Annotated in this window: 19 protein-coding genes and 1 tRNA gene; 4 read left to right on the plus strand and 16 right to left on the minus strand. The window is 73.6% G+C overall.

The genetic code is table 11. The features are described from left to right. From ACPYN7_RS09955 to argS, 9 genes are all read right to left on the minus strand, one after another. On the minus strand, positions 1 to 929 hold a 929-nt coding region (locus ACPYN7_RS09955), incomplete at its 3' end, for an L-threonylcarbamoyladenylate synthase (RefSeq protein ID WP_424347546.1). After that, a complete protein-coding gene (prmC, locus tag ACPYN7_RS09960) occupies positions 926 to 1819 on the minus strand; it encodes a peptide chain release factor N(5)-glutamine methyltransferase (RefSeq protein ID WP_058874713.1) in 894 nt (297 codons plus the stop codon). The genes prmC and ACPYN7_RS09955, both read right to left, overlap by 4 nt. A gap of 12 nt (positions 1820 to 1831) precedes the next feature. Then, positions 1832 to 2914, minus strand: a complete 1083-nt coding sequence (prfA, locus tag ACPYN7_RS09965) for a peptide chain release factor 1 (RefSeq protein ID WP_058874714.1) — start codon at positions 2912 to 2914, stop codon at positions 1832 to 1834. A 150-nt stretch (positions 2915 to 3064) separates the two neighbouring features. Next, a complete protein-coding gene (gene rho / locus ACPYN7_RS09970; protein ID WP_424347547.1) occupies positions 3065 to 5302 on the minus strand; it encodes a transcription termination factor Rho in 2238 nt (745 codons plus the stop codon). A gap of 326 nt (positions 5303 to 5628) precedes the next feature. Further along, positions 5629 to 6585, minus strand: a complete 957-nt coding sequence (gene thrB, locus ACPYN7_RS09975) for a homoserine kinase (protein WP_424347548.1) — start codon at positions 6583 to 6585, stop codon at positions 5629 to 5631. A gap of 6 nt (positions 6586 to 6591) precedes the next feature. Beyond that, positions 6592 to 7701 carry a threonine synthase gene (thrC, locus tag ACPYN7_RS09980; RefSeq protein WP_424347549.1) on the minus strand — a complete coding sequence of 370 codons (1110 nt, stop codon included), beginning with the start codon at positions 7699 to 7701 and terminating at the stop codon, positions 6592 to 6594. Between the two features lie 99 nt (positions 7702 to 7800). Then, positions 7801 to 9123, minus strand: coding sequence for a homoserine dehydrogenase (locus ACPYN7_RS09985; RefSeq protein ID WP_424347550.1), 1323 nt, complete (start codon positions 9121 to 9123; stop codon positions 7801 to 7803). Beyond that, complete coding sequence (gene lysA, locus ACPYN7_RS09990; RefSeq protein WP_424347551.1) at positions 9124 to 10572, minus strand: diaminopimelate decarboxylase; 1449 nt, start codon at positions 10570 to 10572, stop codon at positions 9124 to 9126. Positions 10573 to 10576: 4 nt separating this feature from the next. Continuing rightward, positions 10577 to 12247, minus strand: a complete 1671-nt coding sequence (gene argS / locus ACPYN7_RS09995; RefSeq protein WP_424347552.1) for an arginine--tRNA ligase — start codon at positions 12245 to 12247, stop codon at positions 10577 to 10579. Between the two features lie 106 nt (positions 12248 to 12353). Between argS and ACPYN7_RS10000 the strand changes: the two genes are divergently transcribed. Next, positions 12354 to 12426, plus strand: a tRNA-Arg gene (locus ACPYN7_RS10000). 178 nt (positions 12427 to 12604) lie between these two features. Here the strand turns inward: ACPYN7_RS10000 and ACPYN7_RS10005 are convergent. From ACPYN7_RS10005 to ACPYN7_RS10025, 5 genes are all read right to left on the minus strand, one after another. Continuing rightward, on the minus strand, positions 12605 to 13966 hold the full coding sequence (locus ACPYN7_RS10005; RefSeq protein WP_424347553.1) for an APC family permease: 1362 nt from the start codon (positions 13964 to 13966) through the stop codon (positions 12605 to 12607). A gap of 43 nt (positions 13967 to 14009) precedes the next feature. Then, positions 14010 to 14384, minus strand: coding sequence for a hypothetical protein (locus tag ACPYN7_RS10010; RefSeq protein WP_058874722.1), 375 nt, complete (start codon positions 14382 to 14384; stop codon positions 14010 to 14012). 130 nt (positions 14385 to 14514) lie between these two features. Further along, complete coding sequence (locus tag ACPYN7_RS10015; protein ID WP_058874723.1) at positions 14515 to 15342, minus strand: ABC transporter ATP-binding protein; 828 nt, start codon at positions 15340 to 15342, stop codon at positions 14515 to 14517. A gap of 3 nt (positions 15343 to 15345) precedes the next feature. Further along, positions 15346 to 16284, minus strand: coding sequence for an ABC transporter permease (locus ACPYN7_RS10020; RefSeq protein WP_058874724.1), 939 nt, complete (start codon positions 16282 to 16284; stop codon positions 15346 to 15348). Positions 16285 to 16434: 150 nt separating this feature from the next. Further along, positions 16435 to 17442, minus strand: a complete 1008-nt coding sequence (locus ACPYN7_RS10025; protein WP_424347554.1) for an ABC transporter substrate-binding protein — start codon at positions 17440 to 17442, stop codon at positions 16435 to 16437. A 174-nt stretch (positions 17443 to 17616) separates the two neighbouring features. Here ACPYN7_RS10025 and hrpA point away from each other — a divergent pair, with 174 nt between their 5' ends. Continuing rightward, a complete protein-coding gene (gene hrpA, locus ACPYN7_RS10030) occupies positions 17617 to 21648 on the plus strand; it encodes an ATP-dependent RNA helicase HrpA (RefSeq protein WP_424347555.1) in 4032 nt (1343 codons plus the stop codon). 45 nt (positions 21649 to 21693) lie between these two features. Here the strand turns inward: hrpA and ACPYN7_RS10035 are convergent, their stop codons facing one another. Both ACPYN7_RS10035 and ACPYN7_RS10040 read right to left on the minus strand, forming a co-directional pair. After that, positions 21694 to 22122, minus strand: coding sequence for an HIT family protein (locus ACPYN7_RS10035; RefSeq protein ID WP_424347556.1), 429 nt, complete (start codon positions 22120 to 22122; stop codon positions 21694 to 21696). A 59-nt stretch (positions 22123 to 22181) separates the two neighbouring features. Next, positions 22182 to 22844 carry an MBL fold metallo-hydrolase gene (locus ACPYN7_RS10040; RefSeq protein WP_424347557.1) on the minus strand — a complete coding sequence of 221 codons (663 nt, stop codon included), beginning with the start codon at positions 22842 to 22844 and terminating at the stop codon, positions 22182 to 22184. Between the two features lie 112 nt (positions 22845 to 22956). Here ACPYN7_RS10040 and ACPYN7_RS10045 point away from each other — a divergent pair, with 112 nt between their 5' ends. Together ACPYN7_RS10045 and ACPYN7_RS10050 are read left to right on the plus strand one after the other, a co-directional pair. After that, positions 22957 to 23388 carry a Fur family transcriptional regulator gene (locus ACPYN7_RS10045; RefSeq protein WP_424347558.1) on the plus strand — a complete coding sequence of 144 codons (432 nt, stop codon included), beginning with the start codon at positions 22957 to 22959 and terminating at the stop codon, positions 23386 to 23388. Continuing rightward, positions 23381 to 24337, plus strand: coding sequence for a diacylglycerol kinase family protein (locus ACPYN7_RS10050; protein ID WP_424347559.1), 957 nt, complete (start codon positions 23381 to 23383; stop codon positions 24335 to 24337). Before ACPYN7_RS10045 ends, ACPYN7_RS10050 begins: the two co-directional genes overlap by 8 nt. Positions 24338 to 24396: the final 59 nt, after the last annotated feature.

The following is a 24396-nucleotide window of genomic DNA, read 5'->3' on the forward strand; positions in this document are numbered from 1 at the left end:
CCCCGCCGGGGGGCGCCGGCCCGGGGGGGGGGGGGGGTGCCCCCCCCCCCCCCCCCCCCCCCGCCCCCGCCCCCCCCCCCGGCCCCCCGCGGGCGCCCCGGCGGCGCCGCCCCCGGCGCCGCCGGCCCCGCGGCGGGCGGGCCGGCCTCCGGGTCGGGCTCGCTCACCGCGTGCGACCCCCGGGCCGCGGCGGGGTCCGCGGAAGCAGCGTCCGCGGGAGCGGTGTCGGCTGTGGAGGGGCCGTCCAGCTCCTCGTCGCCGTCCGCCGGCACCACCGAGGGCACGACGGAGCGCAGCCGGGCGAGGCTCACGGTGCCGTGCCGCACCAGCAGCGGAGTCTCCCCCGTGCAGTCCACGATCGTGGAGGACACCGGGTCCGCGCCCGCGGGGCCCCCGACGGGCCGCGGGCCGCCGTCCAGGTAGAGCTCCACCGAGTCCCCGAGCATGTCCGCCGCGGCCTGCGCCGTCGACGCGGCGGGGTGGCCGGTGCGGTTGGCCGAGGAGACGGCCAGCGGGCCGCTCTCGATGAGCAGCGCCTGGGCGAGCTCGTCGTCGGGGACCCGCAGGGCCACGGTGCCGTGGGTCTCCCCCAGGTCCCAGCCCAGCGACGGGTGGGAGTGGAAGATGAGGGTCAGACCGCCGGGCCAGAAGGCGCGGGCGAGCGCGCGGGCGTCCTCGGAGACCTCGTCCGCCAGACCGTCGAGCACCCCGGCGTGGGCGATGAGCACGGGCGGGGGCATCGCCCGGGACCGGCCCTTGGCCGCGAGCAGGGTCGCGACCCCGCGGGCGGAGAACGCGTTGGCCCCGATCCCGTAGACGGTGTCGGTGGGCAGGACCACGCACGCGTCGGCCGCGAGGGCGCGCGCGGCGTGCTTGAGCCCGGCGGTGCGCTGGGCGATGCTGGTGCAGTCGTAGACGGTGGAGTTCACGGCGTCCATTCTCCCATCCCGGTGGTGCGGGCGCCGCGGGGCGTCCGCCCGGCCGTGGCCCGGTCCCGGCCCGTCAGGTCCTGGTGGCCCACGACGTCCTCGAGCCCGGCGGCGCGGAACGCGTATGCCACGGCCCCGGCCTGCACCTCGGCGTGCTCCATCACGAAGAACCCGCCGGGGCGCAGCAGCCGCACGGCCGAGGCGAGGGCCGCCCGCGGGAGCTCGAGCCCGTCCTCGCCGCCCCCGTACAGGGCGAGGTCCGGGTCGTGCTCCCGGGCCTCGGGCTCGCGCGGGACCGCGTCCGCGGGGATGTACGGCGGGTTCGAGACGACCACGTCGCAGCGGCCCTCGAGCTCCGGGAACGCGGTGCGCAGATCGCCGCGGACCAGCTCCGCGCGGGTCCCGCGCAGGTTCTCCGCCGCCCACGCGTGGGCGGCCCCGGAGAGCTCCACGGCGTGCACGCGCGCCTGCGGCACCTCGTGCGCCACCGAGGCCGCGATGGCCCCGGAGCCGGTGCCCAGGTCCACCACGTGCGGCCGGTGCACGCCCGCGGCGAGCTGGTCGCGCAGCTCGTCGACCACGGCCTGCACCACGGTCTCCGTCTCGGGCCGCGGCACGAACACCCCGGGCCCCACGGCCAGGGTCAGGTAGCGGAAGTGCGCCACGCCCGTGAGGTGCTGCAGCGGGATCCGGCGGGCGCGCTCGGCCACCAGCTCCGCGTAGCCCTCGGGCTCGTCCCCGCCGATGACGGCCCGCGCCTCGACCTCCCCCCGGGACAGGCCCGTGAGGTGCCCCGCGAGCAGCAGCGCGTCGGTGCGCGCGGAGTCGATCCCCGCCTCGGCGAGCACCTGCTCCGCCCAGCGCACCGCCTGGCCCAGCGACCTCGTCATCCCGGGCCCCGCTCAGCCGTCCTGCTGGCCGATGGCCTCGAGCCGGGCCTGCTCGTCCATCTCGATCGCCGAGCGCACCACCGGTTCGAGGTCCCCCGCCATGACGTGGTCGAGGTTGTACGCCTTGTACCCGGTGCGGTGGTCGTTGATCCGGTTCTCCGGGAAGTTGTAGGTGCGGATCCGCTCGGAGCGGTCCATGGTGCGGACCTGGGAGCGGCGCTGCGCGGCGTTGTCCGCGTCGATCTGCTCCTGCTGGTGGGCGAGGATCCGGGCGCGCAGCACCCGCATCGCGGCCTCGCGGTTCTGCAGCTGCGACTTCTCGTTCTGCATGGCCACCACGATGCCCGTGGGCAGGTGCGTGATGCGCACCGCGGAGTCGGTGGTGTTCACGGACTGGCCGCCGGGCCCCGAGGAGCGGTAGACGTCGATCTTCAGGTCGTTCTGGCTGATCTCGACCTCCTCGGGCTCGTCGACCTCCGGGAAGACCAGCACCGCCGCGGCGGAGGTGTGGATCCGGCCCTGCGACTCCGTGACGGGCACGCGCTGCACGCGGTGCACCCCGCCCTCGTACTTCAGCCGCGCCCACACGCCCTCGGCCGGGTCCGTGGCGCTCGACTTGATGGCGACCTGCACGTCCTTGTAGCCGCCCAGGTCGGAGTCGGTGGTCGAGATGAACTCGGTCTTCCAGCCGCGGGCCTCCGCGTACTTGAGGTACATCCGCAGCAGGTCCCCGGCGAAGAGCGCGGACTCGTCGCCGCCCTCGCCCGCCTTGACCTCCAGGATCACGTTGCGCCCGTCGTCGGGGTCCCGCGGGACGAGCAGCCGGCGCAGCTTCTCGCGGGCCGCCGCGAGCTGCTCCTCGAGCGCCGGGATCTCCTCGGCGAACTCGGGCTCCTCGGCGGCGAGCTCGCGGGCCGCGCCCAGGTCCTCCTCGAGGCGCCCGACCCGGCGGTGGGCCTCGACGATGCCGTTGAGCTCGGCGTAGCGGCGCCCCAGGCGGCGGGCCTTGCCCTGCTCCGCGTGCACCGCGGGGTCGGCGAGCTGCCGCTGCAGCTCGGCGTGCTCGTCGAGCAGGGACTGGATCGGGTCCGGCATGGGACGCTCCTTCATCGGGCGTGCAACGGGCGGCTTCGTCGGGCCGCGGTGACGGCGGCGGTCGGGTCGCGCGCGGGCGGGGCCCGGGCACGACGACGCCGCCGCGGCCCGGTCCGGGATCCGGACCGGGCCGCGGCGGCTGCGGGCGTGCTAGCGGTCGCTCTCGGCGCGGGCCGACAGCGTGGTCTTCTGCACCTGGAGCAGGAACTCGGTGTTGGACTGGGTGTCCCGCAGCTTGTTCGTGAGCAGCTCGAGGGCCTGCTGCTGGTCGAGCCCGGAGAGGACCCGGCGCAGCTTCCACATGATCTTGATCTCGTCCGGGGACAGGAGGTTCTCCTCCCGGCGGGTGCCCGAGGAGTTGACGTCCACGGCCGGGTAGATCCGCTTGTCCGCGAGCGAGCGGGACAGGCGCAGCTCCATGTTGCCGGTGCCCTTGAACTCCTCGAAGATGACCTCGTCCATCTTGGACCCCGTCTCCACGAGGGCGGTCGCGAGGATGGTGAGCGAGCCGCCGTTCTCGATGTTGCGGGCCGCGCCGAAGAACTTCTTCGGCGGGTACAGCGCCGCGGAGTCCACGCCGCCCGAGAGGATGCGCCCGGACGCGGGGGCCGAGAGGTTGTAGGCACGGCCCAGGCGGGTCATGGAGTCCAGGAGGACCACCACGTCCATGCCCATCTCCACGAGCCGCTTGGCCCGCTCGATCGCGAGCTCGGCGACCGTGGTGTGGTCGTCCGCCGGGCGGTCGAAGGTCGAGGCGATGACCTCGCCCTTGACCGTGCGCTGCATGTCCGTGACCTCCTCGGGGCGCTCGTCGACGAGCACCATCATGAGGTGGACCTCGGGGTTGTTCGTGGTGATCGCGTTGGCGATCGCCTGCAGCATCAGCGTCTTGCCGGCCTTCGGCGGGGAGACGATCAGCCCGCGCTGGCCCTTGCCGATGGGCGCGACGAGGTCGACGACGCGGGGCCCGATCTTCTTGGGCTCCGTCTCGAGGCGCAGCCGCTCCTGCGGGTACAGCGGGATCAGCTTCCCGAAGTCCACGCGGTCCTTGTTCTCCTCGGTCTTCTTGCCGTTGACCGTGGTCAGCTGGACCAGCGCGTTGAACTTCTGCCGCGTGTTGTTCTGCTGCTCGCCCTCGCGGGGGGCGCGGATGGCGCCCACCACGGCGTCGCCCTTGCGCAGGTTGTGCTTCTTGACCTGGGCGAGGCTGACGTAGACGTCGTTCGGGCCCGGCAGGTAGCCGGAGGTGCGCACGAACGCGTAGTTGTCGAGGACGTCCAGGATGCCCGCGACGGGCAGCAGGACGTCGTCCTCGGTGAACTCCGTGTCGTCGACCTCGGGACCGGCGTTGCGCCCGCGGCGGTTGCGGCGCTCGTTGCGCTCGGCCCGGTCGTTGCGGTCGCTGCGGTCCCGGTCGCGGTCGTTGCGGTTGCGGTTGCGGCGGCTGCGGCGGCTGCCGCCGTCACCGTCCTGGCCCCGGTTGTCCTGGCGGTTGTCCTGGCCGCGGTTGTCCTGGCCGCGGTTGTCCTGACCCTTGCCGTCCTGGGACTTCCCGCCCTCGGAGCGGTTGTCCCGCTTGCCGCGGCCGTCGCCCTTGTCCTGGCCGCCCTTGTCCTGGCCGCGGTTGTCCTGGCGGTTGTCCTGGCCGCCCTTGTCCTGACCGACCTTGTCCTGACCGCCCTTGTCCTGGCCGCGGTTCTGGTTGCGGCCACGGTCCTGCTTGGGCTGGTCGTCGTCACGGCCCTCGGCGGAGCGCGGCTCCTCGGACCTCTGTCCGGCGTCCTGGCCGCCGCCGTTCTGGCCGCCGGCGTTCTGGCCGCTGTCGTCGCGGTTGCGGTTGCGACGGCTGCGGTTGCGGCCGCGGCCGCCCTCGCCCTCGGAGCCGGACGCGTCCTGGGCGGAGCGCTCGGCCTGCTGCGGCTCGGTGGATCCCGGCTCGGTCGCCTGCTGCCCGGCGCTCTGCTGCTCGGTGCCCTGCTGCTCGGTGCCCTGCTGCTCGACGGCCGGCACCACGCCGGTGCTCGTGGCCCGGCGGGAGCGCGTGCGCCGCTGCGGCTCGGCGCTCTCGGTGCCCTGGGCGGCGTCCGCGCCGGTCCGCTCGGCGGCCGGGGCGGCACCCTGGTCGGCGCTGCCGTCGGCGGTCTTCTCGACCGTCTGCGCGATCTTCTCCTCGACGGCCCTGTCCCGGTCGGCCACGGCCCCGCCGCGCTGGTGGGCGGCGATCGCGTCGACCAGCAGGCTCTTGCGCATCCGGCGGGCGCCGGTGATCCCGAGCTGGGAGGCGAGCGCCTGGAGCTGCGCCAGCTTGAGCGCGGACAGGCCCGCGTTCCGGGGATCGGTGGTGGTGGTCTCTTCCGTACCCGTGGAAAGGTCGGTGGTCTCGGTCACGAAGTGTCCTTCTCCCTCGGTGGGGGGCCCATGGATCTCAGAGTCCAGGACCGTGGATGGTTCCCGGCGGGCCGCGACGGCGGGCCGCCTGCGGCGGGGCGCACTTCAGGGCGCGGCAGCCTGGGCGAACAAGGTGTTGCCCGCAGGATCGTGGTGCGCTCCGGCCCGTGTCGGTGCGGACCGGTGCGCCGACGGCATCGAAGAAGCCGGTGCCGGCGGGGGATCACCGGAGGATCTGAGGTGGTGGAGCCGAGGACCGCCGGGCATCGGACCGGGGCGCTGCCCCTCATGATGCCCGCTGTCCTCACCGCGCCGGGCGCGGTCTCCTACCCCTGGATCTGCTGCGGGTGCCTCTCCAGCTTAGCACCCTGGCCGTCGACCCGCAGACGGAGGACACGCCAGGAGACGGAACCGGTGTCGGCATTGTGCCCCACCAGCTCCTCGAGGGCCCGTTCCGTCTGCTGCGCCTCGTTCCGGTCCGCGGCCAGGACCAGGACCGTCGGTCCGGCCCCGGAGATCATGGCCGGGAGCCCGCGCTCCCGCAGCGCGGTCATCAGCCGGGCGCTCGGCGGCATGGCCGAGGCCCGGTACGGCTGGTGCAGCCGGTCCTCCGTGGCGGGCAGCAGCAGCTCGGGGCGACGCGTCAGGGCCTCGACGAGCAGGGCCGTCCGCCCGGCGTTGACCGCCGCGTCGTGGTGCGGGACGGTCGCGGGCAGCAGGGACCGGGCCAGCCGGGTGGGCACCTCGAAGTCGGGGATCGCGACCACCGGGACCACGTCCTCGTGGACGGTCACGGGGGCGCTGCGGTAGCCGTCCGCGTCGGTCCAGGAGATCACGAGGCCCCCGTAGAGGGACGGGGCCACGTTGTCGGGGTGGCCCTCCATGGCGGCCGCGACCTGGAGCAGGCGGTTTCCGTCGAGGACGCGGTCCGCCGGCAGCAGCGCGTTCGCCGCGAGCACGCCCGCCACCACGGCGGAGGCGCTCGAGCCCATGCCGCGGCCGTGCGGGATCCGGTTGGTCGCCTCGAGCCGCAGGCCCGGCAGCTCCTCGACGCCCGCGGCCCGGAAGGCGGCTCGCATGGCGCGGACCACCAGGTGCTCCGCGGACCGGGCCACGGACGAGGAGCCCTCGCCGTGGAGCTCGAACTCCAGCCCGCCCCCGGTCACGGTCACGGCGAGGTCGTCGTAGTGGCCGAGCGCCAGCCCCAGGCTGTCGTAGCCGGGGCCCACGTTGCCGGTGGAGCCGGGCACGCTCACCGTGACCCGCTGGCCGATCTCGAACATCCGGGACTACTCCAGGCCCAGGGCGGCCGCGACGGCCACGACGTCGAAGGGCACGCGCTGGGGCTCGACCAGCGCGGGGTCCTCCTTCTCGGCGGCCTTGATCGCCCACTGCGGGTCCTTGAGCCCGTGGCCGGTCACGGTGATGACGATCGTCCTCCCCGTGGGGGCCTCCCCCGCGGCGTGCTTCTGGAGCAGGCCGGCGACGCCCGCGGCGGACCCGGGTTCGACGAACACGCCCTCCCGGGCCGAGAGCCACCGGTGGGCGGCCAGGATCTCGTCGTCGGAGACCGAGCCGATGAGCCCGCCGGACTCGTCGCGGGCCGCGATCGCGGAGTCCCAGGACGCGGGGTTGCCGATCCGGATGGCGGTCGCGATCGTCTCGGGCTCCGTCACGGGGTGGCCGAGGACCAGCGGTGCGGCCCCCTCGGCCTGGAAGCCCCACATCACGGGCAGCTTCGTCGAGACCGCGGGCAGCTCGCCCGCCGTCGGCGAGTCGTACGGCCGGGCGTACTCCTGGTAGCCCTTCCAGTACGCGGTGATGTTGCCGGCGTTGCCGACCGGCAGGATGTGCAGGTCCGGCGCGTCGCCGAGGGTGTCGACGACCTCGAACGCCCCGGTCTTCTGGCCCTCGATCCGGTACGGGTTCACCGAGTTCACGAGGAACACGGGGTAGGACTCGGAGAGCTTGCGGGCCACCTCGAGGCAGTTGTCGAAGTTGCCGTCCACCTGGATGATGTCCGCGCCGTGCGCCACGGCCTGGGAGAGCTTGCCCATGGCGATCCGGCCCTCGGGCACGAGCACCGCGCACGTGAGCCCGGCCTGCTTCGCGTACGCCGCGGCGGAGGCGGAGGTGTTGCCCGTCGAGGCGCACACGACGGCCTCGGCGCCCTCCTCCTTGGCCTTCGTGATGGCCATGGTCATGCCCCGGTCCTTGAACGAGCCGGTGGGGTTCATGGCCTCGAACTTCAGCCAGACGGTGTTGCCGGTGAGCTCCGACAGGGCGCGCGCCCGGATCAGCGGCGTGCCTCCCTCCCCCATCGTGATGACCTCGGTGGACCCGGAGACCGGCAGCCGGTCCCGGTACTCGTTGATGACGCCCTGCCAGACGTGTGCCATGTGCTGGATCTCTTCCTGTGGACTCGGTGGTGCGAGGGGGCTCGTGCGGTGCGGGGCGGCGGCCGTGCCGTTCGCGGGAGCGGCGCCGCCGGGACGGTCTCAGTCGGCGTGCTCCACGCGGATCACGCCGGCGATCTCCTCGACGAAGGGCAGCTCGCGCAGGGCGTCCACGGTCGCCACGAGGTCCTTGTTGGCGCCCCGGTGGGTCACCAGCCGGATCTCCGACAGCTGCGGGTCGCCGTGCGGGTGGTCCTTCTGCTGCATCGTGAAGATCGACACGCCGTGGTCCGCGAAGACCTGGGCGATCCGTGCCAGGACGCCGAGCCGGTCCTGGACCGTCAGGGTGATCGAGAAGCTCGTGCGGACGTCGTCCATCGGCGCGGCGGGCAGCTGCGCGTGGGGGTCCGCACCCTGCGCGGGGCCGCCGAGCACGAGCCGGCGCGCGGCCGAGACGAAGTCGCCCAGCACGGCCGAGGCCGTGGCGGCACCGCCGGCGCCCGCACCGTAGAACATGAGGGACCCGGCGTTCGCGGCCTCGACGAACACGGCGTTGTAGGCCCCGTGCACGCCGGCCAGCGGGTGCTCCCGCGGGATCATGGTCGGGGTGACCCGCAGGTTCACGCCGTCCGCGCAGCGCTCGCAGACCGCCAGGAGCTTGATGACGTAGCCGGCCTCGCGGGCGGCGGCGACGTCGGCGGCGGTGACCCCGGTGATGCCGCGGCAGTACACGTCGTCGATGGTGAAGGTCGAGTGGAAGGCGAGGGACGCGAGGATGGCGGCCTTCGCCGCGGCGTCGTGGCCCTCCACGTCGGCCGTGGGGTCCGCCTCCGCGTAGCCGAGGCGCTGCGCCTCGGTGAGGGCGTCGTCGAACGCCGCGCCCGTGGTGTCCATCTGGTCGAGGATGTAGTTCGTGGTGCCGTTCATGATGCCCAGCACACGGTCCACCCGGTCCCCCGCGAGGGAGTCCTGCATGGGCCGCACGATCGGGATCGCACCGGCCACGGCGGCCTCGTAGGACAGCGGCACGCCGGCGGCGTCGGCCGCGTCCTGGAGCTGGCGGCCGTGCCGGGCGATGAGCGCCTTGTTCCCCGAGATCACCGGCTTGCCCGCGTGCAGGGCCCGCAGGATGCGGCTGCGGGCCGGTTCGATGCCCCCGGTGAGCTCGATGACCACGTCCGCGGCGTCGATGAGGGTCTCGGCGTCGGTCGTGAGCAGCTCCTCGGGCAGCTCGACGGTCCGCCGGGCGGTGCGGTCCCGCACGGCGATACCGACGAGCTCGACGGACGCGCCCACGCGGGCGGCGAACTCGGGTCCGTGGTCGAGCAGGGTCCGGGCCACCTCGGCGCCGACGTTGCCGGCACCGAGCAGGGCGACCTTCACGGTCGAGGGCGGGCGGGTGGTCTCAGGGGTCGAAGCGGTCAATCAGGCTCCCAGGTCGCGGGCGAACAGGTCTTCTTCGGTCTCGCCCCGCACGATGAGCCGTGCCTCCGGCACGTCCCCGGCGGCGCGCACGGCGACGACCGGCGGGCGGGCGATCCAGTTGTAGTTGCTGGACAGGGCCCAGCAGTAGGCACCGGTGGCGGGCACCGCCAGGACGTCCCCGGGGGCGAGGTCCGCCGGCAGGTAGACGTCCCGGACCACGATGTCGCCGGACTCGCAGTGCTTGCCCACCACCCGGGAGAGCACCGGGTCCCCCTCGGCGCGGCGGTTCGCGAGCACGGCGGTGTAGTCGGCCCCGTAGAGCACGGGCCGGGCGTTGTCGCTCATCCCGCCGTCCACGGAGACGTACCGGCGCGGTGCACCGGACTCCGCCGTGACGGTCTTGAGGGTGCCCACGGTGTAGAGGGTGCACGCGGCGGGCCCGGAGATCGCGCGGCCGGGCTCGATGGACAGGTGCGGGACGGCCATGCGCAGGGACCGGGCCGTGGTGGCCACCCGGTCCGCGAGGGCCTCGGCGATCTCGCGGGCCGGGCGCGGGGTGTCGGCCTCGGTGTAGGCGATGCCGTAGCCGCCGCCGAGGTCGAGCTCCGGCAGGGTCAGGCCGAAGCGCTCGTCGGCGTCGGCCATGAAGGCGAGCACCCGCTCGGCGGCCATCCCGAAGCCGTCGGCGTCGAAGATCTGGGAGCCGATGTGGCAGTGGATGCCGCGCAGGTCCAGCTCCGGCTCCAGGACGCACGCCGCGACGGCCTGCATCGCGGGACTGTCCCCGCCGCCGGCGGGCTCGGCCAGGGACAGGCCGAACTTCTGGTCCTCGTGGGCGGTGGCGATGAACTCGTGCGTGGAGGCGTGCACGCCGGGGGTGACGCGGATCAGCACGGGGGCGACGACGCCGAGGGTGCGCGCCAGGTGGGCGACGAGCTCGATCTCGGCGAGGGAGTCCACGACGATCCGGCCGAGGCCGTGGTCCAGGGCGCGGGTGATCTCGGCGGCGGACTTGTTGTTGCCGTGCAGGGCGATCCGGGCGGGCTCCATGCCGCCGCGCAGGGCGACGGCCAGCTCCCCGCCCGAGGCGGTGTCCACGTTGAGGCCCTCCTCGCGCAGCCAGCGCACCACCTCGGTGGTCAGGAAGGACTTGCCGGCGTAGTAGACGGAGACCTCGGCGCCGATCCGCGCGAACGCCTCGGTGAAGGCGGAGCGGAACTCGCGGGCGCGGGCCCGGAAGGTGTCCTCGGAGTAGACGTACGAGGGGGTGCCGTAGCGCTCGGCGAGCTCGGTCACGGGGATCCCCGAGACGGCCAGGACGCCGTCCGCCCCGCGGCGGAACGCCTCGGGCCAGATCACGGGGTCGAGCGCGTCGAGGTCCTCGGGCACGGTGAGCCAGGCCGGGGCCAGGGCGGAGCCCCCGGTGCGGGTGGTCCGGTCGACGGTCATGCGATCACATCCTCTCCGGTGCGGACACGCCGAGCACGCCCAGGCCGTTGGCCAGGACCTGGCGTGCGGCGTCGTTGAGCCACAGGCGGGTGCGGTGCAGGTCGGTGATCTCGTCCTCGCCCTGCGGCGCCACGCGGCAGGCGTCGTACCAGCGGTGGTAGGTCCCGGCCAGCACCTCGAGGTGGCGGGCCACGCGGTGCGGCTCGCGGAACTCGGCGGCCTGGGCGAGCACCGACGGGTACTGGCCCAGGGCGGCCAGCAGCTCCCCCTCCAGCGGGTGGTCGAGCAGCGCCGCGTCGAACACGGCCTCGCCCCGCCCGTCCGTGCGGGCGACGCCCGCCGCCGCGGCGTTGCGCCCCACGGCGCAGGTGCGGGCGTGGGCGTACTGGACGTAGAAGACCGGGTTCTCGTTGGACCGGCGGGTCAGCAGGCCCAGGTCGATGTCGATGTTCGAGTCCACGGAGAAGCGGGTCAGGGAGTACCGGGCGGCGTCCACGCCGACGGCCTCGACCAGGTCCTCCATGGTCACCACGTTCCCGGCGCGCTTGGACATCCGCACGGGGACACCGTCCTGGACGAGGTTCACCATCTGGCCGATGAGCACCTCGACCCGGTCCGGGGAGTCCCCCAGGGCCGCGGCGGCGGCCTTGAGCCGGGCCACGTAGCCGTGGTGGTCGGCGCCGAGCATGTAGATGCACAGGTCCGCCCCGCGGTCCCGCTTGTCCTTGAAGTAGGCGATGTCCCCGGCGATGTAGGCGGCCTGGCCGTCGGACTTCACGACCACGCGGTCCTTGTCGTCCCCGTAGGCGCTCGAGCGCAGCCACCACGCGCCGTCGGCGAAGTAGAGGGCGCCGGAGGTCTTGAGCTGCTCGAGGAGCGTCTCCACGGCGCCGTTGTCGAACAGGGACTGCTCGTGGAAGTACACGTCGAAGTCCACGCCGAAGTCGTGCAGCGAGGACTTGATCTCGGCGAACATCAGCTCGACGCCCGCGGCGCGGAACGCCTCCTGCGGGTCCCCGGACTCGAGGACGCCCGGGTTCTCGGCGACGATCCGTCCGGCGATGTCGGTGATGTACTCCCCGCCGTAGCCGTCCTCGGGGGCGGGCTCGCCCTGGGCGCGGGCCAGCAGGGAACGGGCGAAGCGGTCGATCTGCGCGCCGGCGTCGTTGAAGTAGTACTCGCGGACCACGTCCGCGCCCTGCGCCTCGAGCACCCGGGCCAGGGAGTCGCCGACGGCGGCCCAGCGGGTGCCGCCCAGGTGGACGGGGCCGGTGGGGTTCGCGGAGACGAACTCGAGGTTGACGGCCGTCCCGGCGAGCGAGCGGGCCCGGCCGAAGGCCTCGCCCTGCTCCACGACGGTCCGGGCGATCTCCCCGGCGGCGGCGGCGTCCAGGGTGATGTTGAGGAAGCCCGGGCCGGCCACGTCGACGGCGGCCACGCCCGCGGTGTCCTGCAGCCGGTCCCTGACCACGGCGGCGACGTCCCGGGGCGCCTGCCCCACCTTCTTCGCGAGCTGCATGGCCACGTTGGTCGCCCAGTCCCCGTGCTCCCGGTTCTTCGGTCGCTCGATCCGCACCTCCGGCAGCCGGGCGCCGTCGGCGAGGGCGAGCTCGCCCTGGGCCACGGCGTCCTGAAGGCATGCGGATACGGCGAGAGAAAGTTGTTCTGGAGTCACCGGACCAGTGTAACCGGGCGCCGTGGAGCGCCCGTGCCGGGGTGGTCGACGAGCACCCCCGGAAACCTGCTAGTATCGTCGAGGTTCATCGCTGAGGCGGTGAAAGGCCCGCGTAGCTCAGGGGATAGAGCGTCTGCCTCCGGAGCAGAAGGCCGTAGGTTCGAATCCTACCGCGGGCACCCATGGGACGAAGGCCCCGGACCGAGCGGTCCGGGGCCTTCGTCGTGCCCAGGGTCCGGGCGGCCCGCCCCACGGGCCCCGGCGGAGGCGGCCGAGATCCCGCGACCCGAGACCGGGACCGGGACGCCGTGGACCGCATGCCCTGCGACGGTCCCGGCGGCACCGGGCACGGGGCGTTCAGCGGCGCCCCGCGGGACGCTCGGCCACTGGTTCCTCCACCGTCCGGTACCGGACGGGACGTCCGCCGCGGACCCGGGCGACGACGTGGAGCAGCACGCCGACGGCGAGGACGATCCCGCCGCGGGCCCACACCCCGGGCTCCAGCTGCGTCAGCAGGACCAGGCACGACAGGACGGCGAGCACCGGCAGGGGCGTCCAGGCGTGGAAGTGCCGGTGCTCCACCGGCTCCCGGCGCAGCACGAGAACGGCGACGTTCGTGCTGATGAAGACGACGAGCAGCAGCAGCACCACCGTCTCCGCCAGGACGGCCACCCCGCCGGTGAGCGTCAGGGCCAGCGCGGCGAGGGTCGTCGCGACGATGGCGACCCACGGGGTGCCGCGCCGCGGGAGCACCCGGCCCAGCACGGCGGGGAAGAGCCCCTGCACGGCCATGCCGTAGGTGAGGCGGCTGGCCATGATCATGGTCAGCAGTGCGCCGTTGGCGACCGCGACGAGGGCGAGCAGGCTGAACAGCCAGCCCGGCACCGGGACCCCGGTGGCCGTCACGACGTCCAGCAGCGGGGCGCTCGAGGCCGCCAGCCGGTCGGCCGGGAGGGCCACCGAGGCCGCCGTGCCGACGAGCACGTACATCGCCCCGGCCGCCAGCAGGGAACCGAACAGGGCCCGGGGGTAGACCCGGGTCACGTCACGGACCTCCTCGGCGATGTTGGCCGAGGTCTCGAAGCCCACGAAGGAGTAGTACGCGAGCAGGGCGGCGCCCAGCACGCCCAGCAGCGGGTCGACCTCCTCGCCGAACCGCACGGCGCGCCCGACGTCGCCGCCCCCGCCGCCGAGCATGACCGCGACGGCCACGACGACCAGCACCAGTCCGGAGACCTCGAGCGCCGTCATGACGACGTTGGCGCGCAGCGACTCCTTGATCCCGCGCGCGTTGAGCAGGGCGATGGCGATCAGGAACACGATGGCCCCGGCAGCGGGGGGCACGTCCACGAACACTGCGAGGTAGTCCCCGCTGAACGCCAGGGCCAGGGCGGACGCGCTCACCACACCGGCGGTGAGCATGCAGAAGCCGACGAGGTAGGACACGACCGGGACGCGGAAGGCGCGGTGGGCGAAGACCGCCGCGCCGCCCGCCCGGGGGTACTTGGTGACGAGCTCGGCGTAGGACGCGGCCGTGAGCAGGGCGAGCAGCAGGGCCACGAGCATCGGGGCCCAGGTGACGCCGCCCACCTCGCCGGCGATGATGCCCACGAGGGCGTAGACCCCGGCGCCGAGGACGTCGCCGAGGATGAACAGGAACAGGAGCGGCCCGGTGACGTGCTTCTTGAGCCCCGGACCATCAGTAGGCTGATTGTGCATGCGTCGAGTCTAGGCCGATCGGCCGTCCTGGGCGGACGGCGCGTCATTCGGGGGCGCCGGGGTCTCCCGGTCCCGGGCGGCGGAAGCGCTCGGGGTCGAAGGGGAGCACCGGCCCGTCCCCGTACTGCTCGTCGAGCATCCGGTCCTCCGCGCTGGGCCCCTCCCCCGCCGAGCGGCGCCAGTTGAACCCGGCGATCGCCAGGGCGCCGCCGCCGAGCAGGGTCACGGCGCCCACGACGGTGACCACCACCCCGCGCCCGCTCAGGCTCTCGGCCTCTCCCGCGGAGACGCGCGCGATCAGGTGGATGGCCTCCGGCACGGTGAAGGTCGAGAGGAACAGGGCCAGCACGCCCACGGCCAGCAGCCACCCCCCGGTGCGCCGGCGGCGGGGGTGGCGCGGATCGGGGGTCTGGCTCACGGTGGTGCTCTCCTGGTGCTGGACGGGGCCGGGCGGACGGCCCGGACGTGCGGGACGGGGCGGGCCGCAGCCGGCCCGCCCCGTCGCCGTCCGTGCCGGTCCGGGACCGTCGTCGGGCTGCGGCGGCCGGTCAGGAACCGTCCTCGGTCTTGACGCTCTCGAACAGCGTAGCGTCGTCGAACGCCTCCTGCCCCGATCCCGGCTGCAGCCGGCGGAACTGCTCGAGCAGTCCGGGCACGGTCATAGTCTGCTTCTGCTCGGCGTCGAGCTCGAAGAGGATCCGGCCCTCGTGCATCATGATGAGCCGGTTGCCCAGGCGCAGGGCCTGGTCCATGTTGTGTGTGACCATCACCGTGGTGAGGTTCTGCTCGGCCACGATGTCCGCGGTGAGCCGGGACACGAGGTCCGCGCGCTGCGGGTCGAGGGCCGCCGTGTGCTCGTCCAGGAGCAGGATGCGGGGCTCCGAGAACGTCGCCATGAGCAGGGACAGGGCCTGCCGCTGGCCGCCGGAGAGCAGGCCCACCTTGGCGCCCAGCCGGTTCTCCAGGCCCAGCTCGAGGCTGGCCAGCTTCTCGCGGAAGAGCCGGCGGCGTGCGTTCGTCAGCCCCGGGGCGAGGCCGCGGGACTTCCCCCGCTGGAGCGCGATCGCCATGTTCTGCTCGACCGTCATGGTGGGCGAGGAGCCCTTCATGGGGTCCTGGAACACGCGGGACAGGTACCGTGCGCGCTTGTGCTCGGGCAGCCGGGTGACGTCGGTGTCGTCGACCCGCACGGTGCCCGTGTCCGGGATCAGCGTCCCGGAGATGGCGTTGAGGATCGTGGACTTGCCGGCGCCGTTGGAGCCGATCACGGTGAGGAAGTCGCCCTCCTCCAGGGTCAGCGAGACGCCGGCCAGGGCGCGCCGCTCGTTGACGGTCCCGGCGAAGAACGTCTTGTGGACGTTGTCGATGGTGAGCACGGCTCAGGCACCTGCCTTCGTGGTCGCGGGGGTGTCGGTGAGGTCGTCGACGAGGCGGGCCGCCTCGCTCGCCTGGTGCCGTTCCCTGCGGCGCCGGAAGAACTGCAGCTGCGGCACCACGAGCGCGGCCACCACGAGGACCGCGGAGATCAGCTTCATGTCGGACGGGTTGAGGCCCGCCTGCAGGGCCACGGTGATGACCAGCCGGTAGACGACCGAGCCGAGGACGACGGCCAGGGTCGCGACCACGACCGTGCGGGAGCCGAAGAGCCCCTGGCCGAGGATCACCGAGGCGAGCCCGACCACGATCAGGCCGATGCCCATGCCGATGTCGGCGAAGCCCTGGTACTGGGCCACGAGGGACCCGGCGAGGCCCACGAGCCCGTTGGACAGGCACAGGCCCAGCATCTTCTGGTGGTCCGTGTTCACGCCGAAGGAGCGGATCATCTCCGGGTTGTCGCCGGTGGCCTGCATCGCGAGCCCGGCGTCCGTGTAGAGGAACCAGTCGAGGAGGACCTTGACCACGGCGACGCCGAGCAGGAACAGGGCGATGCCGATCCACGTGCCCTGCACGCCCAGCTCGGCGAGCGGGGTGAAGATCGTGTCCTCGCGCAGCAGGGACAGGTTCGCCCGCCCGTCCATGACGCGCAGGTTGATGGAGTAGAGCGCGGTCATGGTGAGGATGCCCGCGAGCAGCCCGTTGATGTGGGCCTTGGTGTGGAGCAGGCCCGTGATGAGCCCGGCGAGCGCGCCGGTCACGAAGCCGGCGGCGGTGGCGAGCCAGGGGCTGCCGCCGCCCAGGATGATCATCGCCGTGGTGGCGGCGCCCGTGGTGAAGGACTGGTCGACCGTCAGGTCGGGGAAGTCGAGCACCCGGAACGTGAGGTAGACGCCCAGCGCCATGACCGCGTAGAGCAGTCCGAGTTCGATACCGGCTATCACTTCTGCTGGATCCGTTCTGGTTGGAGGTGGGACGGGGTCCGTCCGCCGATCGGGCGGGCGCGCCCCCCGTCGGGGTGGGGCGTGCAGGGGGCCGGGCGGGCCGGCGCCCGGGGTCACCGGGCGCCGGCGCCGTCCCGGCCCGCCCGGAGACTACTCGATGACCTGGTCGGCGGAGTCGCGCAGCTCCTGGGGGACCTCGACGCCCATCCGCTCGGCGGCCCTGAGGTTGATGATCAGCTCGGTCTCCTCCTGGGACTCGACGGGCATGGACGCGGGGTCCGCGCCCTCGGCGAGGATGCGCACGGCCATCTCCCCGGTCTGCCGGCCGAGCTGCTCGTAGTCGATGCCCTGGGTGATGAGGGCGCCGCGCTCCACGGAGTCGCCCTCGCCCGCGATCAGGGGGATCTGCTTGGACTCGGCGGCGGCGATCACGGCCTCGAGGCCGGAGACCACCTTGTTGTCGGTGGGCACGTAGATCGCGTCCGTGTCGAAGGACTCGGCGGCCTGGGCCACCTCGGAGGTGTTGGTGACGGCCTTCTCGACGACCTCCAGCCCCTCGTCGGCGGCGGCCTCCTTGGCCATGTCCACCTGGACCTGGGAGTTGGTCTCGCCCGAGCTGTAGATGATCCCGACGGACTGCGCGTCCGGGTCGAGCTGCTTGATCAGCGCGATCTGCTCGGCGACCGGGTTCATGTCGGTGGTGCCCGTGACGTTGCCGCCGGGGTTCTCGAGCGAGTCGACCAGGCCGGCCTCGACCGGGTCGGTGACGGCCGTGAAGAGCACCGGGCGGTCGGTGACGGCCTGGGCCACGCCCTGGGCGGAGGGCGTCGCGATGGCCAGGACGAGGTCCGCGTCCGAGGACGCCATGTTGGAGGCGATGCTGGTGGAGGTGCCCTGGTCGCCGGAGGCGTTCTGGAGGTCGAGGGTGAGGTTGTCCCCCTCCGTGTAGCCGCCCTCCTCGAGCGCGGCGACGAAGCCCTCCCGCGCGGCGTCGAGCGAGGGGTGCTCCACGAACTGGCTGATCCCGACGGTGGCCTCCTCGACGGCCTCGCCGGTGCCTCCTCCGCCGCCGGCGGTCCCGGTCTCGGAGCCGCCGCAGGCCGTGAGCAGCAGGGCGGTGGAGGCGAGGGCCGCCGTCATCGGGAACAGTCGCTTCATGGTGGATCCTTTCGAGAACGAGTGGTGTCAGCGATATTACCTGCCGTTAGTTCACAAAATGAGAGGCAGCTCACAAGTGGTGACAGAACGGCGCCGACGGCGTGTCGGAGATGCCCGATCGTCCACCGGGGCCGGGCCCTCCGCGGGCCGTGTCCCCGGTAGGATCGGGGGGTCATGTCAGCATCCCTGAGCAGCCCCCCCGCCGTCGTCTACCCCGAGCACCTCCCGGTCTCCGCGCGCCGGGAGGACATCATGGACGCGATCTCCGCGCACCAGGTGGTGGTGATCGCGGGCGAGACCGGTTCCGGCAAGACGACCCAGATCCCCAAGATGTGCCTCGAGCTCGGCCTCGGCGAGCGCGGCCTGATCGGGCACACCCAGCCGCGGCGGATCGCCGCGCGCTCGGTCGCCGAGCGCATCGCCTCGGAGCTGGGCGAGAAGATCGGCGGCACGGTCGGCTACCAGGTGCGCTTCACCTCCGAGGTGGGCGCCGACTCGCGGATCAAGCTGATGACCGACGGCATCCTGCTCGCCGAGATTCAGCACGACCGGCTGCTGCAGAAGTACTCGGCGATCATCATCGACGAGGCCCACGAGCGCTCCCTGAACATCGACTTCCTGCTGGGCTACCTCCGGCGGATCCTGCCCCGCCGGCCCGACCTCAAGGTGATCATCACCTCGGCCACGATCGACCCGGAGCGCTTCGCCCGGCACTTCGCGCCGGAGCCGGCCGAGGGCGCCGAGCCGGAGCCGGCGCCGGTCATCGAGGTCTCGGGCCGCACCTACCCGGTGGAGGTCCGCTGGCGCCCGCTCGCCCAGTCCCGGTCGGGGGACGGCGGTCAGGACGCCGAGGACGCCGGCGACGGGCTGGAGGACGAGGACCGGGACCCGATCGACGCCGTGTGCGACGCCGTCGTGGAGCTCTCCGCCGAGCCGCCCGGGGACATCCTCGTCTTCTTCGCCGGGGAGCGGGAGATCCGCGACGCCCAGGAGGCGCTGCAGGCCACCCTGAAGCGGGTCCGGGCCCTGGCCGACACCGAGATCCTGCCCCTGTTCGGCCGGCTGTCCATGGCGGAGCAGCACCGGGTGTTCGCGCCGTCGGGCCGTCGCCGGATCGTCCTGGCCACCAACGTGGCCGAGACGTCCCTGACCGTCCCGGGCATCAAGTACGTGATCGACCCCGGCACGGCCCGCATCTCGCGCTACTCGGCACGGACCAAGGTGCAGCGCCTCCCGGTCGAGCGCATCTCCCGGGCCTCGGCGAACCAGCGCGCGGGCCGCTGCGGGCGCGTCTCCGACGGCATCTGCATCCGGCTCTACTCGGAGGAGGACTACCTCTCCCGCCCGGAGTTCACCGATCCCGAGATCCTGCGCACCTCGCTGGCCGCCGTGATCCTGCAGATGACCTCGGTGGGGGTCGTCAAGGAGCCCGGGGACATCGAGCGCTTCCCGTTCGTGGAGCCGCCCGAGTCCCGGGCCGTCAAGGACGGCGTGGCCCTGCTCCGGGAGCTCGGCGCCCTCGAGGAGCCCCGGGGGGCGTCCCCGCGCGGACGCCGGGACGACGACGGCCGCGGTCCGCTGACCCCGGTGGGCCGGCAGCTGGCGCAGCTGCCGGTGGACCCGCGGCTGGGCCGGATGATCGTGGAGGCCGACCGGCGGGGCTGCGCGCGGGAGGTCATGGTGCTGGCCGCGGCGATGACCGTGCAGGACCCCCGGGAGCGGCCCCTCGAGAAGCGCCAGCAGGCCGACGAGCTGCACAAGCGGTTCTTCGACGAGAACTCCGACTTCACGTCCTGGCTGCTGCTGTGGCGCTACGTCCAGGAGCAGCAGGAGGAGCTGTCCTCCACCCGTTTCCGGAAGCTGTGCCAGCGGGAGTACCTGAACTTCCTGCGGATCCGCGAGTGGCAGGACCTCTACGCCCAGCTGCGCCAGATGGGCCAGCAGGTCGGCATCCGGGTCGGCAAGGGCCGCGAGGTGGACCCCTCCGGGAAGGAGCGGGAGATCCACGTCTCGCTGCTGGCCGGGCTGCTGAGCCACATCGGGCTCAAGGACGAGCGCAAGCGGGAGTACCAGGGGGCGCGCGGCTCACGCTTCGCCGTGTTCCCGGGCTCGAACCTGTTCAAGAGGTCCCCGGACTGGATCATGTCCGCGGAGCTCGTGGAGACCTCCCGGCTGTGGGCCCGCGTCAACGCCGCGATCGACCCGCTGTGGGCCGAGGAGCTGGCCCCGCACCTGGTCAAGCGCAGCGTCTCGGAGCCGCACTGGTCCCGGGCGCAGGGCTCCGTCATGGCCTACGAGAAGGTCACCCTCTACGGCGTGCCCGTCGTGGCGCAGCGCCGGATCAACTTCTGGCGGGTGGACCCCGCCCTCGCGCGGGAGCTGTTCCTCCGCCACGCCCTCGTGGAGGGCGACTGGCAGACCCGGCACCGGTTCTTCGCGCGCAACCGCAAGCGCCTGGCCGAGGTCGAGGAGCTCGAGAACCGGCTGCGCCGCAAGGACCTGCGGGTCGACGACGAGGCCCTGTTCGAGTTCTACGACGCCCGGATCCCGGCGTCCGTGGTCTCCGCGCGGCACTTCGACGCGTGGTGGAAGAAGGCCCGGCAGCAGGACGAGCACCTCCTGGACCTGGACCCCGAGGACCTGATCGACGAGGAGGCCGGCGGCTACGACGAGTCCCGGTACCCGCGCCAGTGGGTCCGGCGCACCCGCGACGGGGAGCTGGTGCTCGACCTCGCCTACGAGTTCGCCCCGGGCGCCGACCAGGCCGACGGCGTGACCGTGCGGGTGCCCGTCCTGTTCCTCCACCAGATCGACCCCGAGCAGTTCCGGTGGCAGATCCCCGGCCTGCGCACCGAGCTCGTCACCGCGCTCATCAAGTCCCTGCCGAAGGCCGTGCGGCGCAACTTCGTGCCGGCCCCCGACGTCGCCCGCCAGGCGGTGGCGATGCTCGAGGCCGACTTCGACCCGGCCGTCGACGCCCTCGAGCCGTCCCTGGAGCTGGTCCTGCGCCGGCTCCGGGGCCACGTGGTGCCGCCGGGGTCGTGGAACTGGGACGCGGTCCCGGCCCACCTGCGGATGCGCTTCGAGGTGCGGGACCGCCGCAACCGGGTGCTGGGCGAGGGCGAGGACCTCGAGGCGCTCCGGGCGCAGCTGCACGACGAGATCCGCGCCGCCCTGGCCGAGTCCCTCGGCGCCGTGCCCGGCACCCCCTCCGGGCTCCCGGCCGGCGGACCCGCCCGGAAGGACCCGCGCACCCCGGCGCCCCGGCCGCCGGCGGCCCCCGCGGCGCCGGCGCTCGAGCGCTCGGGCCTGACGGGGTGGCCGGAGGAGGACCTGCCCCGCAGCGTCGAGACCACGGTGGCCGGCCAGCGGATCACCGGGTGGCCCGCGCTGGTCCCCGAGCGCCCCCGGGGCTCGGCGGAGCGGGCGGCGGGCCGGGAGACCACGGTGGCCGTGCGCATCCTGCCCTCGGCCGCCGAGCAGCGGGCCGCGCAGCGCCGCGGGGTGATCACCCTGCTGCAGCTGCGCATCCCCTCCCCCGAGCGGTACGTGCTGGAGCACCTCAACAACCGGGAGAAGCTGGTCTTCACCCAGAACCCGCACGGGTCGGTCGCCGAGCTCATCGCGGACTGCACGGTCGCCGCGATCGACAAGCTCACCCCGCCCGAGCCCCCGTTCACCCGTGCCGCGTTCGACGCCCTGCACGAGCACGTCCGGGCGGAGCTCATCGACACCGTCTTCCAGGTCACCGCGCTCGTGGAGCAGGTGCTCTCCGGGGCGGCCCGGATCCGCAAGCAGCTGAAGCGGTCCTCCTCGCTCGCCGCGGTGAACTCGCTCAACGACGTCAAGGCCCAGCTGGAGCACCTCGTGCACCCGGGCTTCGTCGCGGCCACCGGCTACGACCAGCTCCAGCACCTGCCGCGCTACGTGCGGGCGATGGAGGTGCGGCTCGAGAAGCTCGCCGGGCACCTCCAGCGGGACACGGTGGGGATGCTGGCCGTGCAGAAGCTCGAGGACGACTACGACGCCGCGCTGGACTCGCTGCCGCCGCACGCCCCGGTCCCGGCCGAGCTGCGCCGGGTGGCCTGGATGATCGAGGAGCTGCGGGTCTCGCTGTTCGCCCAGGAGCTGGGGACCGCCCACACCGTCTCGGAGAAGCGGATCCGCAAGGCCCTCAAGGACGCCCTCGAGGCCGCCCGGGCCTGACCCGCCGGCGGTCCGTGCGCGCCTGTCCCGGTCGGCGTCCTGCGGTCACGCCTGCGGGACGGAGGACCCGTGCCCGGCCTCGACCAGGGCGGCCCGGAGCCGCTCGGCGGCCTCGTCCATCCACGCGGGGTCCGGGTCGCGGAGCACGTTGGCGAACTGGAACTGCTCCACCGAGTCCGCCGGCCACACGTGCACGTGGGTGTGCGGGACCTCGAAGCCCTGGATCATCTGACCCACCCGCGCCGGCCGCCACACGGCGTCGATGGCCTGCCCGATCCGCTGGGAGACCACCATCAGGTGCGCCGCGAGGTCCTCGGGCAGGTCGATCCAGTGGTCGTGCTCCTCGCGCGGGACCACGAGGGTGTGGCCCTGCGAGAGGGGGTCGATCGACAGGAAGCCGACGCAGCGCTCGTCCTGCCAGACGAAACGGCCGGGGATCTCCCCCTCGATGATCTTCGTGAAGACGGTGCTCACAGGTGGTTCCTCTCGGTGGTCGGGTCGGTCCGCGGACTCCGGGGGCGGCGTCCCCGCGGCTACAGGCGCACGCGCTCGCCGGTGGCCAGGTGGCGGTACTCGGCCCCGTACTTCGCGGCGAACGTGCGCAGCTGCCCCTCGATCACGCCGAAGCCGTTGTCGGAGAGCAGCCCGTCGTGGATCTGGTGCACCCGCTCGGGGCGCACGGCCACCACGAAGTCGACGACCTCCGCGAGCTTGTTCCAGGGCGCGTGGATCGGGGCCAGCAGCACGGGGGCGGAGAGCCCGTGCGGGACCACGAGCGAGTCGCCGGGGTGGTAGACGGTGTCGTCGACCAGGTAGCCGATGTTGTCCACGGTGCGGATCAGCGGGTGGATCAGCGCGTGCTGGCCGCCGAACGTCCGCACGGTGAAGCCGGCGACCTCCAGCACGGTCTCGGGCTCGGCGTCGTGGATCGCGTGGCCCTCCCCCAGGGCCTCCCGCAGTCCCGCGGCCACCGGAGCCGGGGCGTGCACCTCGACCTCCGGGTGCGCCCGCAGGTGCGCGTGCACGGGCTCCGGGTCGAGGTGGTCGGGGTGCACGTGCGTGATCAGCAGGACGTCCGCCCCGTCGAGGGCCTCCGCCAGCTCGTCCGGCCCGGAGAACGTGCCCGGGTCGATGACCAGGACCCGGCCCTCCTTCTCGAGCCGCACGCACGAGTGGGTGTACTTGATCAGCTCCATGGGCCCACCCTATCCCCGGCCCCGTCCAGGCCCCCAGGACGGCGGAGGACGTGTCGGGCGGTCCTTGTTAAGCTGGGGGCCTGCCCGGGCACCGGCGACGAGAGGACGAGGCGTGAGCGTGAGAACCAGCGGGGGCGGCGCCGGGGAGGTCCGCAACACCCGGCAGCGCCGTGCCGTCGCCCAGGCCCTCGCGTCCCGGGAGGACTTCATCTCCACGCAGGACCTGCACGCCCTGCTGCGGGAGCGCGGCGACTCCGTCTCCCTGGCCACCACCTACCGGATCCTGCAGTCGATGTCCGAGCTCGGGGAGCTGGACGTGCTGCGCAGCGACGACGGCGAGGCCATCTACCGGCGCTGCGCGGCCGAGCACCACCACCACCATCTGGTGTGCCGCCGCTGCGGCGCCGCCGTGGAGCTCGAGGCGCCGGCCGTCGAGGAGTGGGCCGGGCGCACCGCCGCCGCCCACGGCTTCACCGAGGTGGACCACACGGTGGAGATCACCGGCCTGTGCACCGCCTGCGGAGCGCGACGGGCCGATGGCTGAGCCGGGCCCGTCCCGCGGCGTCTTCGTCCTCGCGGTCAACCCGCGCGCCGGCCGCGGCCGCGCCCTGGCGGAGGCGCACCGGGCCGCCGAGCTGCTGCGCACCGGCGGCGACGAGACCGTGGTGCTCTCCGCGGGGGACCTCGACGCCCTGCTGGCGCTGGTCCGCGAGCACCTGCGGGTGCGGGCCCTCTCGACCCGGGCGCTCGTGGTCGTGGGCGGGGACGGGATGGTCCAGGCCGGTCTCGGGGTGCTCGTGGAGCTCGCCGCGCAGGGCGTCGAGATCCCGCTGGGCGTGGTGCCGTGCGGGACCGGCAACGACCTGGCCCGCCACTTCGGCGTCCCGCTGCGGGACCCGGTGGCCGCCGCGGGCCGGATCCTGCGCCGGCTCGACGATCCCGGGCCGCGCCGCCTCGACGTCGGCCGGGTGCGCTTCCCGGACGGGCGCACGGCCGTCTTCGCCACCGCCCTGTGCGCCGGCTTCGACGCCGTGGTCAACGAGCGCGCCAACCGGTGGCTGCGCCTGAGCGGCTCCACCAAGTACCTGCTGGCCGTCCTGGTGGAGATCGTGCGGCTGCGCACCGTCCGCTACCGGCTCGAGATCGAGGACGCCGGCGGCGAGCGCCGCACGGAGCGCCGGGAGGGGGTCCTGCTGAACGTCGCCAACACCTCGTCGATCGGGGGCGGGCTGACGATCGTGCCCGCGGCCCGGGCGGACGACGGTCTGCTGGAGCTGTTCACCGTGGCGCCCCTGGGCCGGGCCCGCTTCCTCTTCCTGTTCCCGCGACTGTTCTCGGGCCGGCACGTGACGCTGCCGAGCGTGCGGATCGAGCGGGTCCGCTCCGTGGCCGTGGACGCCGCGGACGTCACCGTCTACGCCGACGGGGAGCGCCTGGGACCCCTCCCGGTGCGCGTGGACGTCCTCCCCGCCGCCGTCCGCGTCCTGGCCTGAGCCCGCCCCGCACCGGCCCCGCGGGCGCACGGCCGGCAGTCCGCGCACCGGGCCGGTGC

The organism is Kocuria sp. CH-021 (assembly GCF_049716185.1).
GTDB classification, from domain to species: Bacteria; Actinomycetota; Actinomycetes; order Actinomycetales; family Micrococcaceae; genus Kocuria; species Kocuria cellulosilytica.

Coding starts and splice junctions, on each gene's coding strand:
- ACPYN7_RS10025 (WP_424347554.1), bottom strand. CDS start 17,442: ATGAAGCGACTGTTCCCGATGACGGCGGCCCTCGCCTCCACCGCCCTG.
- thrC (WP_424347549.1), bottom strand. CDS start 7,701: ATGGCACACGTCTGGCAGGGCGTCATCAACGAGTACCGGGACCGGCTG.
- prmC (WP_058874713.1), bottom strand. CDS start 1,819: ATGACGAGGTCGCTGGGCCAGGCGGTGCGCTGGGCGGAGCAGGTGCTC.
- prfA (WP_058874714.1), bottom strand. CDS start 2,914: ATGCCGGACCCGATCCAGTCCCTGCTCGACGAGCACGCCGAGCTGCAG.
- ACPYN7_RS10005 (WP_424347553.1), bottom strand. CDS start 13,966: ATGCACAATCAGCCTACTGATGGTCCGGGGCTCAAGAAGCACGTCACC.
- lysA (WP_424347551.1), bottom strand. CDS start 10,572: ATGACCGTCGACCGGACCACCCGCACCGGGGGCTCCGCCCTGGCCCCG.
- ACPYN7_RS10040 (WP_424347557.1), bottom strand. CDS start 22,844: ATGGAGCTGATCAAGTACACCCACTCGTGCGTGCGGCTCGAGAAGGAG.
- ACPYN7_RS10050 (WP_424347559.1), top strand. CDS start 23,381: ATGGCTGAGCCGGGCCCGTCCCGCGGCGTCTTCGTCCTCGCGGTCAAC.
- thrB (WP_424347548.1), bottom strand. CDS start 6,585: ATGTTCGAGATCGGCCAGCGGGTCACGGTGAGCGTGCCCGGCTCCACC.
- hrpA (WP_424347555.1), top strand. CDS start 17,617: ATGTCAGCATCCCTGAGCAGCCCCCCCGCCGTCGTCTACCCCGAGCAC.